The sequence below is a fragment of the Flavobacterium sp. SLB02 genome, from assembly GCF_009664855.1.
Lineage (GTDB): Bacteria > Bacteroidota > Bacteroidia > Flavobacteriales > Flavobacteriaceae > Flavobacterium.
The window spans coordinates 3,713,520-3,728,065 of sequence record NZ_CP045928.1 but is presented as its reverse complement, the minus strand read 5'-3'; the positions used below and the strand labels follow the sequence as shown (position 1 = coordinate 3,728,065).

At 34.0% G+C, this 14,546-nt stretch carries 14 protein-coding genes; 4 read left to right on the top strand and 10 right to left on the bottom strand.

The annotated features are described in order from the left end of the window. Positions 1 to 25: 25 nt before the first annotated feature. The 8 genes from GIY83_RS13510 to GIY83_RS13475 form a co-directional block, all read right to left on the bottom strand. Positions 26 to 178, bottom strand: a complete 153-nt coding sequence (locus tag GIY83_RS13510) for a lmo0937 family membrane protein (protein ID WP_109746162.1) — start codon at positions 176 to 178, stop codon at positions 26 to 28. A gap of 34 nt (positions 179 to 212) precedes the next feature. Beyond that, a complete protein-coding gene (locus GIY83_RS13505; protein WP_229029101.1) occupies positions 213 to 857 on the bottom strand; it encodes a porin family protein in 645 nt (214 codons plus the stop codon). Positions 858 to 902: 45 nt separating this feature from the next. Then, a complete protein-coding gene (locus tag GIY83_RS13500; RefSeq protein WP_229029100.1) occupies positions 903 to 1,424 on the bottom strand; it encodes a DUF4142 domain-containing protein in 522 nt (173 codons plus the stop codon). A 408-nt stretch (positions 1,425 to 1,832) separates the two neighbouring features. Beyond that, positions 1,833 to 3,617 (bottom strand): CHASE3 domain-containing protein, encoded by a 1,785-nt coding sequence (locus tag GIY83_RS13495; RefSeq protein ID WP_208681820.1) that lies wholly within the window; start codon positions 3,615 to 3,617, stop codon positions 1,833 to 1,835. 9 nt (positions 3,618 to 3,626) lie between these two features. Then, positions 3,627 to 4,076 (bottom strand): response regulator, encoded by a 450-nt coding sequence (locus tag GIY83_RS13490; RefSeq protein WP_055098384.1) that lies wholly within the window; start codon positions 4,074 to 4,076, stop codon positions 3,627 to 3,629. Positions 4,077 to 4,097: 21 nt separating this feature from the next. Beyond that, positions 4,098 to 4,649, bottom strand: coding sequence for an AraC family transcriptional regulator (locus GIY83_RS13485; RefSeq protein WP_173970931.1), 552 nt, complete (start codon positions 4,647 to 4,649; stop codon positions 4,098 to 4,100). A 157-nt stretch (positions 4,650 to 4,806) separates the two neighbouring features. Continuing rightward, positions 4,807 to 4,992: a CsbD family protein gene (locus GIY83_RS13480; RefSeq protein ID WP_055098382.1), complete on the bottom strand. Its 186-nt coding sequence runs from the start codon at positions 4,990 to 4,992 to the stop codon at positions 4,807 to 4,809. 108 nt (positions 4,993 to 5,100) lie between these two features. Then, positions 5,101 to 5,574: a Dps family protein gene (locus GIY83_RS13475; RefSeq protein ID WP_194615296.1), complete on the bottom strand. Its 474-nt coding sequence runs from the start codon at positions 5,572 to 5,574 to the stop codon at positions 5,101 to 5,103. A gap of 162 nt (positions 5,575 to 5,736) precedes the next feature. Here GIY83_RS13475 and GIY83_RS13470 point away from each other — a divergent pair, with 162 nt between their 5' ends. From GIY83_RS13470 to GIY83_RS13460, 3 genes are all read left to right on the top strand, one after another. Then, complete coding sequence (locus tag GIY83_RS13470) at positions 5,737 to 7,920, top strand: DUF5723 family protein (RefSeq protein WP_208681818.1); 2,184 nt, start codon at positions 5,737 to 5,739, stop codon at positions 7,918 to 7,920. Positions 7,921 to 8,035: 115 nt separating this feature from the next. Continuing rightward, a complete protein-coding gene (gene pyrF, locus GIY83_RS13465; protein ID WP_208681816.1) occupies positions 8,036 to 8,863 on the top strand; it encodes an orotidine-5'-phosphate decarboxylase in 828 nt (275 codons plus the stop codon). A gap of 139 nt (positions 8,864 to 9,002) precedes the next feature. After that, positions 9,003 to 9,803, top strand: coding sequence for an ABC transporter substrate-binding protein (locus GIY83_RS13460; RefSeq protein ID WP_208681814.1), 801 nt, complete (start codon positions 9,003 to 9,005; stop codon positions 9,801 to 9,803). Here the strand turns inward: GIY83_RS13460 and GIY83_RS13455 are convergent. Together GIY83_RS13455 and GIY83_RS13450 are read right to left on the bottom strand one after the other, a co-directional pair. Beyond that, a complete protein-coding gene (locus tag GIY83_RS13455; RefSeq protein ID WP_194615300.1) occupies positions 9,800 to 10,720 on the bottom strand; it encodes an AraC family transcriptional regulator in 921 nt (306 codons plus the stop codon). The genes GIY83_RS13460 and GIY83_RS13455 overlap by 4 nt on opposite strands. Before the next feature lie 153 nt (positions 10,721 to 10,873). Continuing rightward, positions 10,874 to 11,884 carry an aldo/keto reductase gene (locus tag GIY83_RS13450; protein WP_208681812.1) on the bottom strand — a complete coding sequence of 337 codons (1,011 nt, stop codon included), beginning with the start codon at positions 11,882 to 11,884 and terminating at the stop codon, positions 10,874 to 10,876. Between the two features lie 890 nt (positions 11,885 to 12,774). On the opposite strand from GIY83_RS13450, the gene GIY83_RS13445 reads away from it, so the two are divergent. Next, complete coding sequence (locus tag GIY83_RS13445; protein ID WP_208681809.1) at positions 12,775 to 14,268, top strand: catalase; 1,494 nt, start codon at positions 12,775 to 12,777, stop codon at positions 14,266 to 14,268. Positions 14,269 to 14,546: the final 278 nt, after the last annotated feature.

Genomic DNA, 14,546 nt, shown 5'->3' with positions numbered 1-14,546 from the left:
AAATAATTTTTTATAATGTTGATTTTTAAACTTCTCGACCTTTGATCAGTCTGAATAGTATTGCAATAATTGCAATTACCAGTAATATATGGATGATACTTCCAAGGCTATAAACAAAGAACCCAAGAGCCCAAAGAATAACCAGAATTACCGCGATTGTATATAATAAATTTGACATGGTTTTTATATTAAGGGGTTAATAAAAGTTTTTTTTAGTTTAACTTATATGATAAGTATACAGTTAGGTTGCTGTTTTTAGCGTCTGGAAATGTGTAAGTACCTCCAAAACCATCATTTCTTTCTTTACCTACTTTTGTTAGACCATAGTTGTAACGTACACCAATACTTATTGGGTCAAAGTCTACACCAACACCTGCAGCGATACCGGCATCAAACTTGTTTAAATCGTCTGTGTCTACATTTTCATCAAAAGTAATGTCTCCGTCACCTTTTACTTTAGAACTTACTAAGTATGAAGCGTAACCACCGGCGTGAACGTTAAAATTTTTGGTGATATTTACTCTTACTAATAAAGGAACTTCAATATAGTTTAATTTAAATTTTGCATCTCCTGAAACAAGAGCACTATTATATTCTAATTTTGCCCCTTTTGTAGTAAACAAAATCTCTGGCTGAATAGCGATGAAATCTGAAATAGGTAAAGTGGCATAAACCCCGGCATTGAATCCGTATAATACATTATTGTCGTCTACGTCATCTCCGCTACCGTATAAATTCGACATATTGAATCCTCCCTTTACACCAAACTCGGTATTTACATTATTGTCCTGAGCGTGTAGCATTCCAAATGAAGCTGTTAAAAAAAGTGTTAAGGCGCATAAAAAATTTGATTGCATTTTCATAGTTTAAAATAATTTAGTTAATAATAGATATTTAGGCATTTAATTAATCTCTTTGTTGATCCTCTGCATTTCGCGCAGGATTTGATATTGTTCAGGTAAATATTGTAACACTAATTTTAATATCGTCTTGTCATTTGTTTGTTTGGAAATAGATTCAAACAATCCAATTTGCTCTTTTAATGATTCTGTCATTGAATCCAGATACGCTTTATTAAAATCGGCACTACTTGCATCAATCAGTTCGTATAAATCGAGTTTATTATGTGTCGCATTGATTTCTGTAATAATAATGAGCTTTTTATTGGCCATTTTAGAAACATCCTGCAACAATTGATTCTGATTGATTTCTATTTTTCTACTCCACTCCTGTAAGGTAGAATCTGAACTTTTTTGTTGTGCAATTTGACTTTTTGAAATAATTGATTTTGTTACATTGGCAGTCGCAATAAAAAAAAAGGCTTCTATTTCTTCTTTCTCCGTTTTAGTAAAAGTTTCATTTTTTAGTGATGTTTCTATCGGATTATTTTTCTTGCACGACGTAATGCAAATTATAATTGTCAATAAAAAAATTAGTCTAAAAATTGTCGCTTTTAGTTGGTGCACTGCTATCATTATTACTTCATAAAGTATTACATTACAAAGATGCTAACGAAACAAACATTTCGCTTTACAGCATAAAAACGAATCTTTATATAATTCCCATAATGGGTTTATATAGCTATTTTATCCTTTAATTCTCAGGTGATTATTAACTAAAGTTTAGAGCAAAAAAAAAGAAACCACATTTTTTTGTGGTTTCTTTTTATATTTAGGTATGTAATAGATGTAATTTGTTTTCCTACATATTGAGTCTCAGTTTTCAGTTTCAGTTTTGAGCCGCAGTACGTACTCTTATTAATGAGATTTAGTTTTCGGTTTTATATTCACTGAAAAACTGCGGCTGTAAACTTTTTTTAAGACTGTAAACTTTTACTCAGGTAGAAATACTGTAAAAATAGATCCTTTATTAGGAGTACTGTCTGCTATAATATGACCTTTGTGGTTGTCTACTATTTTTTTGCAGATAGCCAGACCAATTCCGGTTCCGGGATAATCTGTTTTAGAATGCAAACGCTGGAATAAAACAAAAATAGTTTCTTTGAACTGAGGATCAAATCCCATTCCGTTATCTGTAAAGGTGATTTTATGGAATTTTTTAATATTAGGTTCTAATAAATCAGGATAATCGGCTGAGTTTACTTTCTCGCTTTCGATCTTAATTTCAGGCGCAATATCAGGCTTGCTGTATTTTAAAGAATTCCCGATAAGGTTAATAAAAAGCTGCTCGATCTGATAAGGTATAACTGCCAGTTTAGGCAATTTCGAAACGGTGATAACAGCATGTTTCTCCTCGATGATTTCTGCCAATTCCGATTCGGCATTTTCAAGCAGTTCGTTCAGGCTTAATTTTATAAATTCCTTTTTGGTTGTATTGGTTCTTGAGAATAAAAGTAAATCGTCGATTAACACACGCATTCTTTTGGCTGAAACTTCGATTTTCGAAATATAAGCTTTTGCACTATCAGACATAACAGCTTTATCAGATTCTGGAATTCGCGAAACAAAAGTTTGAATTTTTCTTAAAGGTTCCTGTAAATCATGACTTGCAACGTGGTTAAAAGAAGCTAACTCTTTGTTGCTTTTCTCCAGTTCTCTGTTACGCTCCTGAAGTTCTATATTTAAGAGATGTTCATCGGTAATGTCAAAATTAATTCCCAGTAAAATTTTACTTCCCTGTTGATCCGTCAATAACTTTCCGGTAGATTTAAAATAGCGTATTTCGTAATCCGGTCTTGTAATTTTGTAGTATACAAAAGGCAATTGTTTTTTCTCGACAATGCCTTCCATCGATTTTGCTACAGTAGCTTTGTCATCAGGATGCACAAATTCAAGGAAAGTTTCTTTTTCCGGAACAAATGCATTGGGTTCAAAACCCAGTAAACGAAACTGATTGTCTGAGTAATCGATTTTATTAGAATCCAGATCCCATTGCCAGGTACTGAATTTGCCGATACTTTCAGATTCGGCCATTAGACCGCTGGAGATCAAAAGTTTTTTATTGTAAATTTTCAATCGTTCAAAGTCACGACTAATTTGTCTGTAGGCCAGTAAAATAAAACTTAAGGCTACCAGAAATAAAGAAATAGAAAATAGGGGGCTTAATGAGATTTCGGCAGCATATATTTTGAGTCTTTTTGCCAGATAATTTTTCTCGATATCATTCATTTCGTCTACCTGAAAACGAATATTTTCCATCAGGATTCGACCGCCAAACATATGATTGTCGAGTTTTCTCTTATCATATGTTTTGGGATCGCTGTATTTTAAACAATTTTCGAAAGAAACAAAACGCTGAATAATTAGTTTAAATAATTTTTCAAGATTTTTTTGCTGCTTCGGATTATCGGCAGTAAGCTTTTTTAGGGTAATAAACGAAGTATTTACCTTATCGCGCGAATAAATATAAGGCGTTAAAAATCGGGCATTTCGTGTTATAATATAGCCACGCTGCCCCGTTTCAGCATCCTTAATTGCCGACATTAATCGCTCTAATTGAATGTTTATTTCATACGTATGCATTACCACTTTACTGGATTCGTCTAAATCCCGATTGTGTTTGTAAGCAATAGAAGAAAGAAATAACAGAATGAAAACCGCGATTACAAAAATAACTCTCAATGAGTTTGAAGAATTAAAATTTGGTATCCATTTCATTGTATGCTATTATTTTAGTCGAAGCAGGAAATTATCACGATTTAAACCTGATGTATGATAGTGCCAGTTTACTGTCACGACTTCATTGATGATTTTTTTAAGCGTATTAAAATCGCTTGGTTTTTTAATGTAAATATTAGCTCCCTGAATAAAGGTATCTTCTATGTCTTCTTCAGATGATGAAGTAGAATAAATGGCAATAATAATATTTTTAAGATGTTCTGTTTTTTTTATTTCGATCAAACATTCTTTACCTGTTTTTTTAGGCATGTTCAAATCCAGAAATAAAATATCAGGCAGCTTGGTTTCAGGATCCATTAAATGATCCATCAATTGCATTCCGTCATGAACAAAATCCACTTTTGTCTGAATTTTTATTTCTTCGAAAGCATCCTTAAAAAAAAGACGATCATCTTCATCATCATCAGCCAATAAAATGTATAATGCGTTTTTTTGCATTTTAGTATGGTATTATGGGTTTTATTTTAAATTTTCTCTACGTTTCTTAATTATCCTTTGAAAAGCCGATGGCGTAATTCCTGTTGTATTTTTAAACTGCGTACTCAAATGGGCCACACTCGAGTAGTTCAGTAAAAAAGCAATTTCGGTCAAACTCATTTCGTTTATAATAATTAATTGTTTGGCTCTTTCAATTTTTTGTAAAATGATAAAGTTTTCAATAGAAGAGTATGTTACTTCTGAGAAAACATTAGACAAATAACCGTAGCTGTGATTTAATTTCTCAGCTAAAAACACAGAACTTTTATAATTATTGCTGTCTTCCATAAAAACAAGCTCAATTATGGCATCCTTTATTTTTTGAACAAGAACACTTTTCTGATTTTCGACAACTTCGAAACCACAAGGTAGTAAATTATTTTTTAAAGATTCGAGCGCATCAGCATCAAGATTGTCCGCAATTTCAATTTCGCCAAATCCCAGAGTTGTAAAATTTACATTTTGTTGTTCCAGATTTTGTTTCAAAAAAAGTGAGCAAATGGTGTTAATATCGAACTTTATAAATAGTTTCATTTTATAGAAATTTGGTTAAAGATAATTAATTTATTTTTGGTTATAGAGTTTAATGCCTGATAGCGGTTTAGAACAGCGAAAAATTTAAATAAAATTCTCAAAAAAATACCGCCTAATATGTTGTACTAGACGGTATTTATGGTTGATTTAGAAGATCTTACAAATCAGCAATGATTTTGCGTACTTCATCTTTTGTTTTGCCTAATTTTTGTTGAAGTTTTCCGTACATTTCATCTTCTTTTCCTTCGTCATACAATAAATCATCATCTGTTAGATCTGCATATTGTTGTTTCAATTTTCCTTTCAACTCGTTCCAGTTTCCTTTTATCTCTGTAGTATTCATGATATTTTTTTTTAAAGTATTAATAGTATTGTAAAATTCGGATTTATGGTTGAGGTCCTTGTTACATTTATTTCTAAAACCTTTTCATAATTCACATTTTGATCTTTTTTAAACCTGATAGCGTCTTAAAACCCACGCCATTTTTTCGTGTTGTTGCAGTAATCCGGTCACAAAGTCAGCAGATCCTATATCATTATTATCTTCTTCAAAAGCCGGTATATAACCTCTAAACTCTGTAACCAGCTGCTCATGGTTTTCTAATAATTCCTCAAGCATATGTTTTTGCGAAGCATATTCTTTTGGAGATTCTTTTAGGGTAGAATTGTCGATGAATTCCTTCATTGTTCCTATAGTTTTTTCTCCAAGCTGGCTAATGCGTTCTGCCACTTCATCGATATTGGCTTCTAAAATTCGGTATTGATCTTCAAACAATTTATGCAACTCCATAAAACTGTTTCCAGAAATATTCCAATGAAATTTTCTGGTTTTTACATAAAGAGTCATTTCGTTAGATAAAATCGTGGCTAATATAGTGGCGCTCTTCTTTAGGTTTTTTGGCGTTATTCCGATATGTGGGATCATAATTGTTTGATTTAATGTTCTTTATCAAAAATAGAGAAGAAGCAATTGGCTTTTCTTACATAATTTGTTGAAGATGTTATATGAATTCAATGTTGCGGTAACACGTTTGTAATTCTAAAAGTGTAGTTTTGCCTCCGAATTTATCTAAAAAACCAAATTTTAATGAAAAAAACTTTACTTAGTTTATTACTTATTACCATTACTTTTTCGGCCAGAGCCCAGTCTTATTTAGGGTATACGCATGATAATTATGCAGGTATTCAGAGTGTACTTTTCAACCCGGCTTCTATTGCCGATTCTCGTTTTAAAACAGATATTAATATATTTTCTGTTAGCGGATCAGTAGCCAATGATTTGTACGGAGTAAACATTTTTGATACCTATAAAAAAGGATACGATTTTGACAAAGAGTCTAAAATGACTCCAAGAGGTGCCAATAACGGTCTGGCTAATTTCGATATTATGGGACCTTCTTTCATGTTTAATATTGCGCCAAAACATACTATTGCAGTATTTACAAGAGCAAGATCTGTGAGCAACGTAAGAAATATAAACGGAAATCTTGTTGATCAGGTAAAAGACGGTCTGGATCAGGCAAATGATTTTAATTTTAATGCAGGAAATGCCAATGGCGCTTCGAATACCTGGGCAGAACTAGGACTTTCGTATGCGGCAGTTTTATACCAAAAAGACCAACACTTTTTAAAAGGAGGTTTAACCGCCAAATATTTGCAAGGTGGCGTAAACGGATACGTAAAAGGGAACAATGTAAATGTTGCTTATAATGAAAATACAGTAAATCCTGAGCAGGGAACTCTTGTTTCAAGCGGAGAAATTTCTGTGGGAACAAGCCAGGATTTTGAAGCCAACGAAGATTATAAATTTGATTCGAATGCAAACGGATTTGGTTTTGATTTTGGATTGGTTTACGAATGGAGACCGGATTATGATCAGTATGATTTGAGCAGAGCAAAACCGGCAGATAATAATTTTAGAGATTTAAATAAATACAAAGTACGTTTCGGGTTATCGGTTACTGATATTGGATCAATCAATTACAAAAATGCAAGACAGGATACTTATAATGTAAATGGTACCATCACACAGGAAATGATTGATGATGCAGATAATTTCTACGATTTCCTTAACGAACATTATACCAAAACATCTTCAAAAAAAGGGATGAAAACCAATTTGCCAACAGCGCTTCATGCTGATGTAGACTGGAATATACACAGAAAATTCTATTTGAATCTTAACGGAGATATCAATATGGTATCTGCCAATAAAGTAAATGGTTACGGAATTGCTGATCGTGTAACGCTTACACCTCGTTACGAAAGCAGATGGTTTAGTTTTTATGTACCAATGACATATATGGAATACAGCGGAATGCAGGTAGGTTCAGGATTACGAGTGGGAGCATTCTTTATTGGTTCGGGGTCTATCCTGACTAATTTAGTTTCGAAAGAATCAAAAGCAGCTGATTTTCATCTTGGGATAAAAATTCCGGTTTATGAAAAGAAATTCAAAGACACAGACGAAGACGGAGTGATCGACAAAGAAGATGCTTGCAGAAAAGTAACAGGTCCGGCAGAAAACAAAGGTTGTCCTTGGCCAGATGCAGATAAAGATGGCGTTTTTGATAAAGATGATGCTTGTCCGGATGTAAAAGGCCCGGCAGAAAATAAAGGCTGCCCTTGGAAAGATACTGATGGCGATACACTATTAGATAATGTAGATGCTTGCCCAACAATTGCTGGTCCGGTAGAAAATAAAGGATGTCCATGGCCGGATACTGACGCAGACGGTGTTTTAGACAAAGACGATGCGTGCCCAACCGTTGCAGGTTTAGCAGAAAATAAAGGCTGTCCGGTTCTGGATGCTGACAAAGACGGAGTTTCGGATAATGTTGATGATTGTCCTTTAATTCCTGGCCCGGCTGAAAACAAAGGCTGTCCTAAAGTGACTAAAGCAACTTTAGAGAAACTAAAAGTAGAAGCTAAATCGATCTTTTTCGTTACCGGAAAAGCAACATTAAGCGATGCTAAAAAAGGAGTAACTTCAGGAAGATTAGATGCTATTAAAGAGATTTTGAAAAACTATCCAAACGCTAAATTTGCAATCAACGGACATACAGACAATGTAGGGAATGCAAAAGCAAATCAGAAATTATCTGAGGAGCGAGCAAAAGTGGTTATGGATGCATTAATTGCAAAAGGAGTAAATCCGGATAGTCTAACTTCACAAGGATTTGGAGCTTCAAAACCAGTTGCGTCTAACAAAACTGCTTCTGGAAGAGCACAAAACAGAAGAACAGAAATTGTATACTTAGGTAATTTATAAGCCTAAACTGAATATAAAGCCAAAAAGCCATTCGTAATTGAATGGCTTTTTTTATTTTTGCATACTTCTAAAAAAGAATCACTTTTGATGCATTAGAAGAACTAAAAAAACAAGAATGACAACACAACAACTACACGAACAAATTCTTTTAAAAAAATCATTTTTATGCGTTGGATTAGATCCTGATCTGACCAAAATCCCACCTCATTTATTAGAAACCGAAGATCCTATTTTCGAATTCAATAAAGCTATAATCGATGCTACTCACGATCTTACAGTTGGTTATAAACCTAATACCGCTTTTTTTGAAGCATACGGGATAAAAGGATGGATATCTTTGCAAAAAACGATCAATTATATCAACGATAATTTCCCTGAAATTTTCACCATTGCCGATGCAAAACGTGGTGATATCGGGAATACTTCGAGCATGTATGCAAAAGCTTTTTTTGAAGATTTGAATTTTGATAGTGTAACCGTTGCGCCTTATATGGGGAAAGATTCCGTTGAGCCATTCTTGGCTTTCGAAAACAAACATACGATCATGTTAGCCCTAACTTCAAACCAAGGTGCTTTTGATTTCCAGACCTTAACTACAAACGGACAAGAATTATACAAACAAGTTTTAGAAACTTCTAAAACGTGGAAAAATAGCCACAACCTAATGTATGTGGTTGGCGCTACAAAAGCAGAGTATTTTGCCGATATCAGAAAAATTGTTCCGGATAGTTTCTTACTGGTTCCGGGAATTGGCGCTCAGGGTGGAAGTTTATCAGAAGTATGCAAATACGGAATGAATGATAAAATTGGCTTATTAGTCAATTCGGCAAGAGCGATTATCTACGCCTCAAAAGGAACTGATTTTGCAGAAAAGGCAAGGGAAGAGGCTTTAGCGGTTCAACAGGAAATGGAAAGCATTATTAGTTTAAAGTCTCAGGTTTAAAGTTTTACTTTGAACATAATTTACCACAGAGTTACACAAAGTTTTTCACAAAGATCCACGAAGTTATAAAACAAGGCTTTGCGAAACTCTGTGGTAGAAAAACACCATCCAAGAACTTTAAACCTGAGATAACAAAAACATGAAACAACTCACAGATCAGCTCGGTACTTCACATTCTTTTGAGAAAACCCCAAAAAGAATTATTTCTTTGGTACCTTCTCAAACCGAATTATTATGCGATCTGGGTTTAGAAGAAAAGATCATCGGCATTACCAAGTTTTGTCTACATCCGTATCATTTAAAATCGACTAAGAAGATTGTTGGCGGAACCAAGAAAATTCATTTTGAGAAGATAAAATTATTGCAGCCCGATATTATCATTTGCAATAAAGAAGAAAACACGCCCGAAATTGTCGAGCAATTAAGCACTATTTGTCCGGTTTGGGTAACAAATATTGTTACTATAGAAGATAACTTTCAGATGATTTCAGATTTCGGCCAGCTCTTTAATTGCAGAACCGAATCTCAAAAATGGAATGACAAACTGACTTTCGCTTTAAGCGATTTCAAAAAATATATGGCAGATATTCCGGTACAAAAAGCAGCCTATTTTATCTGGAAGAACCCTTTTATGGTGGCAGGAAAAGATACTTACATCAATGAATTATTAAAACTAAATCATTTCACCAACATCTACGAAGACAAAGGAAGATACCCTGAAATCGAACTCAAAAAAATGCGTATCGAAGGCGATCCGGATATTGTTTTTCTTTCATCAGAACCCTATCCTTTTAAAGAAGAAGATGCTTTTGAAATTGGACGCTTTACACATCACGCCAAAACGATCTTTGTAGACGGCGAAATGTTCTCCTGGCATGGCAGCCGATTATTAAAGGCATTTCCTTATTTTAAGATACTGCATGAAAGACTAAAAAGTTAATTAAATGAACTTCTAAATTCTAAAGGAGAAACATTGGTTTTACTTTTAAACAATTTATTGAACGATTGCGGATATTCAAAACCCAATTGATAAGCCATTTCGCTCACACTTAAAGAAGTAGTGGTAAGTAATTCTTTTGCTTTTTCGATGATCTTATTATGAATATGATGTTGTGTGCTTTGCCCCGTTAAAGAACGTAACATATCACTTAAATAATTAGCAGAAACATTCAATTCTTCTGAAATGTAAGCCACAGTTGGTAATCCGAATTGCTGTACTTTATCACTTTCAAAATAATCAGATAACAATATTTCTAATTTGGTTAAAAGCGTATTGTTGGCAGATTTTCTAGTGATAAACTGGCGGTTGTAGAATCTGTTACAATAATTAAGCAATAATTCGATATGTGAAACCATCACATCCTGACTAAAAGCATCAATAGATGAGCAATATTCATTTTCGATATTTTTCATTATTCCGGTAATCATCACTTGTTCTTTTTCTGAAAGATGCAAAGCTTCACTTACAGCATAAGAAAAGTAACCATAATCTTTAATGTTTTTGGCCAAAGCATAATTCTGAATAAAATCAGGATGAATGACTAACATCGCTCCATAAACGGATGTGTCAACTGAAACTTCTGTAGAAATAACTTGTCCCGGTGACATAAAAGTCATGACCCCTTCATCAAAATCATAGTAATTTTGTCCATATCTCATTTTTCCAGTAAAGCCTTTTTTAATGCAAACGGTATAAAATTCGTAGACAACACTTTTAAGATTGTCATCAAAATGGCAGCTTATCTGACTTAAATCAACAAAACTTATTAAGGGATGTTCCGGTTTTGGAATCTTTAATAAGGAATGCATTTCTGAAATAGAGCGAATTGTATACGGAATGTGGGCTTCTTTTTTCATGATGAAATATATAGAATATTTAAAGAAATATGCAGTTAGTAAAAGCTACTGTAAAGATAAGTTTCTTTTAATGATTTGCTTTGATTGTTATTGGTAAATCTAAAACTTCGCTCAGCAGACGATCATTGTCAGGCTGAGGCGAAGTCAAAGTTTTTATTGATCGATGCCAGCCATATTGGCCTCATCATATCTTGCACCGGTAATAGTACCAAGAGGAATAATTTTTTCTAAGCGATCTATTTCATCTGTAGTTAGAATCATTTGAGCAGCAGCAATATTTTGTTCAACATATTTTACACGCTTGGTTCCAGGAATTGATAGAATATTTTTTGAAGCAATCCATGATAGCGCTAATTGCGAAGCTGTAATTTGTTTTTCGTTGGCTAATTTCTGTATTTCATTGACCAATTCAATATTTTTCTTAAATTGTTCTCCCTGAAAACGCGGAATAGCTTTTCTGAAATCATTCTCAGGAAAGTCATCGGGACTTTTAATATCACCTGAAATAAAACCTCTTCCGAGTGGAGAATAAGCTACAAATCCAATTTCTAATTCGTTCAGTGTATCTAAAATACCGGACTCTTCAACACTTCTTTCAAACAAAGAATATTCAGTTTGAACAGCAGTTAAAGGGTGAATTTTGTGTGCTCTTCTAATGGTATCTGATGAAACCTCCGATAATCCTATATAACCCACTTTTCCTTCTTTGACCAATTCAGACATTGCAGTAACCGTTTCTTCAATTGGAGTATTAGGATCCAGTCTGTGCAGGTAATACAAATCGATATAATCTGTGCCTAAGTTTTTTAGAGAACGTTCTACCGCTTTTTTAACGTAATCTTTTGTGCCGTTAAATTTCCAGGTTAGTTGCTCATTATCGTCAATTTCATAACCAAATTTAGTAGCAATACTATAAGCATTACGATTCTCCTTTATGGCTTTTGCAATTAATCTTTCGTTGTGTAATGGTCCGTATAAATCTGCAGTGTCCAAAAAGTTTCCTCCCAATTCAAGCGAACGGTGAATGGTAGCGATCGCTTCTTTTTCGTCTGCTTTGCCATAAATATCGGCTCCTGCGATTTGGGTCATTCCCATACAGCCTAAACCAATGTTAGGAACAATAAGTCCCTGATTTCCTAATTTAATTCTATTGATAGCATTCATAATTTCGTTTTTAAATTTTAGTTTGAAAATGATAAGGCAAAGATCAGTGAGTATTACTTTTTTAAAGTATCTAAATCTCGTGAAGTTGTATCCAAAATGGAGAAGGAGGAAGGTTTAGGTTTCAAGTTTTTGGATTGTTTTTTTTACCACAGAGCAGCACAAAGATTTCACAGAGTTTCACAAAGCTATGCGCAAAAAATAACTCCATGCCTTTGTGAACTCGACAGCTTATTAAAAATAAAAACTCGGTGAAACTCTGTGGTAAAATTATACTCAAAGTAAATCCTTGCGAAACTTTAAACGTGAAATAAAAACTTGACATAAAAAAAGAATGCCGGCATCTCGAAGACGCCGGCACTATTTAACTAACCAAAACCAAAATAATAAATAACCAGTTTATTACATTACAAAGATCCGACTTATATCAATCTTATGCTGTTAAGGTCTTGTTATTACTTTGTTGAATATAAGTTAATGTCCAAGTTTTCATTTTGCATATAGTTTTGCAGAAATAAAACTTTAGTTTTTATGTGAAGCTAACTACAGAATATCGGAAATGGAAGCTTTAAACCTGAAACAAAAAAGATAAGAATTGATATAAAAAAAGAATGCCGGCATCTCGAAGACGCCGGCATCATTTAACTAACCAAAACCAAAATAATAAATAACCAGTTTATTACACTACAAAGATCTAACATATATGAATGTTTAGCTGTTAAGGTTTTGTTATTACTTTGTTGGACATACGTTAAGATTTTTTAATACTGGATTCTGAGCTTTCTGTAGTGCTAAATAACTTTTGATTATTAAAATATAATAACAATCAATTTTGTTTATGAATGTCATAAAGATATCTTCGTATATTTGATAAAATATTAAATATCAGCATTATGGATTCAAACAAAAAATTAACAACTGCAACAGGAACTCCCGTTCCGGACAATCAAAACATACAAACTGCTGGCCCTCGTGGACCCGTTTTATTACAAGATTTTTGGTTTTTAGAAAAAATGGCTCATTTTGACCGCGAGGTAATTCCGGAAAGAAGAATGCATGCCAAAGGTTCTGGAGCTTATGGGACTTTTACTGTAACTCATGATATTACAAAATATACAAGAGCAGATTTGTTTTCGCAAATTGGTAAAAAAACAGAAATGTTTGTACGTTTTTCAACCGTTGCAGGTGAAAGAGGTGCTGCTGACGCCGAAAGAGACATTCGTGGTTTTGCCATGAAATTTTATACCAACGAAGGAAATTGGGATTTGGTAGGTAATAATACACCGGTTTTCTTTTTCCGTGACCCAATGAAGTTTCCAGACTTAAATCACGCAGTAAAACGTGATCCAAAAACCAATTTAAGAAGTGCTGATAACAATTGGGATTTTTGGACTTTATTACCCGAAGCTTTACATCAGGTTACCATTGTAATGAGTGATCGTGGAATTCCCAGATCCTACCGACAAATGCACGGATTCGGAAGTCATACTTTTAGTTTCCTAAATGCTCAAAACGAAAGACATTATGTGAAATTTCACTTTGTATCACAACAAGGAATCGAAAATTTATCTGATGAAGAAGCAGCATTATTAGTAGGTAACGACAGAGAAAGCCACCAAAGAGATTTATTCGATGCTATTGAAGAAGGAAACTTCCCAAAATGGAAAATGTTCGTTCAGATCATGACAGAGGATCAGGCTGCTAATTATCGTTTTCATCCTTTCGATTTGACTAAGGTTTGGTTAAAAGGAGATTTTCCTCTAATTCCCGTTGGAGAATTCGAATTGAATAAAAACCCTGAAAACTATTTTGCTGAGGTAGAACAAGCCGCTTTTAATCCGGCGCACGTACCACCTGGAATTAGTTTCTCACCGGACAAAATGTTACAAGCCCGTTTATTCTCTTACGGAGATGCACACCGTTACCGTTTAGGAGTAAACAATTACCAAATTCCGGTAAACTCATCAAGATGTCCTTATAATACTTTCCATAGAGACGGAGCAATGCGTGTAGACGGAAATAACGGAAGCCGTAAACACTACGAACCAAATAGTTTTGGAGAATGGCAGGAACAACCAGAATTCAAAGAACCGCCATTAAAACTTCATGGTGATGCGTATGCACATAATTTCAGAGACGATGATAATGACTATTTCACCCAGCCAGGTTTATTATTCCGTTTATTAACCGAGGAGAAAAAACAATTATTATTCAAAAATACTGCAGCACAAGTAGGAGGAGCACAAAGATTCATTCAGGTGCGCCACATCAGAAACTGCTACAAAGCCGATCCGGCATACGGAGCAGGTGTAGCAAACGCTTTAGGCCTGACAATGGATGAAGTAAATAATTTTTCTGACCCAAGATTACTAATCGAAGTGAGGTAATTTTTTTGAAGGTTCAAAGTAACAAAGTAACAAAGGGACAAAGGGACAAATGTTATCTTTGATATTAAATAGTAGACCCGACAGGTTTTAGACCCTGTCGGGTTTTGTTATTTGATATAAATAAATATTTTTTTATGTAAACTGGACTTCAGTTCAGTTTATTAATAAGGTAGATTCAAAAAAAAATAGTGAAAATCCGTTAAATCAGTCTAATCCACGGGCCAATAATTATACACAAAGCTTTGCGACCTTTAATAAACTCATCAAACACCAAGCAT

What these genes read in the sequence shown, in the direction of transcription:
- GIY83_RS13495 (WP_208681820.1), bottom strand. Translation starts at nt 3,617, where the DNA reads ATGAAATGGATACCAAATTTTAATTCTTCAAACTCATTGAGAGTTATT.
- GIY83_RS13460 (WP_208681814.1), top strand. Translation starts at nt 9,003, where the DNA reads ATGAAACAACTCACAGATCAGCTCGGTACTTCACATTCTTTTGAGAAA.
- GIY83_RS13455 (WP_194615300.1), bottom strand. Translation starts at nt 10,720, where the DNA reads ATGAAAAAAGAAGCCCACATTCCGTATACAATTCGCTCTATTTCAGAA.
- GIY83_RS13450 (WP_208681812.1), bottom strand. Translation starts at nt 11,884, where the DNA reads ATGAATGCTATCAATAGAATTAAATTAGGAAATCAGGGACTTATTGTT.
- GIY83_RS13475 (WP_194615296.1), bottom strand. Translation starts at nt 5,574, where the DNA reads ATGATCCCACATATCGGAATAACGCCAAAAAACCTAAAGAAGAGCGCC.
- pyrF (WP_208681816.1), top strand. Translation starts at nt 8,036, where the DNA reads ATGACAACACAACAACTACACGAACAAATTCTTTTAAAAAAATCATTT.
- GIY83_RS13470 (WP_208681818.1), top strand. Translation starts at nt 5,737, where the DNA reads ATGAAAAAAACTTTACTTAGTTTATTACTTATTACCATTACTTTTTCG.
- GIY83_RS13480 (WP_055098382.1), bottom strand. Translation starts at nt 4,992, where the DNA reads ATGAATACTACAGAGATAAAAGGAAACTGGAACGAGTTGAAAGGAAAA.
- GIY83_RS13510 (WP_109746162.1), bottom strand. Translation starts at nt 178, where the DNA reads ATGTCAAATTTATTATATACAATCGCGGTAATTCTGGTTATTCTTTGG.
- GIY83_RS13490 (WP_055098384.1), bottom strand. Translation starts at nt 4,076, where the DNA reads ATGCAAAAAAACGCATTATACATTTTATTGGCTGATGATGATGAAGAT.
- GIY83_RS13505 (WP_229029101.1), bottom strand. Translation starts at nt 857, where the DNA reads ATGCAATCAAATTTTTTATGCGCCTTAACACTTTTTTTAACAGCTTCA.
- GIY83_RS13485 (WP_173970931.1), bottom strand. Translation starts at nt 4,649, where the DNA reads ATGAAACTATTTATAAAGTTCGATATTAACACCATTTGCTCACTTTTT.
- GIY83_RS13445 (WP_208681809.1), top strand. Translation starts at nt 12,775, where the DNA reads ATGGATTCAAACAAAAAATTAACAACTGCAACAGGAACTCCCGTTCCG.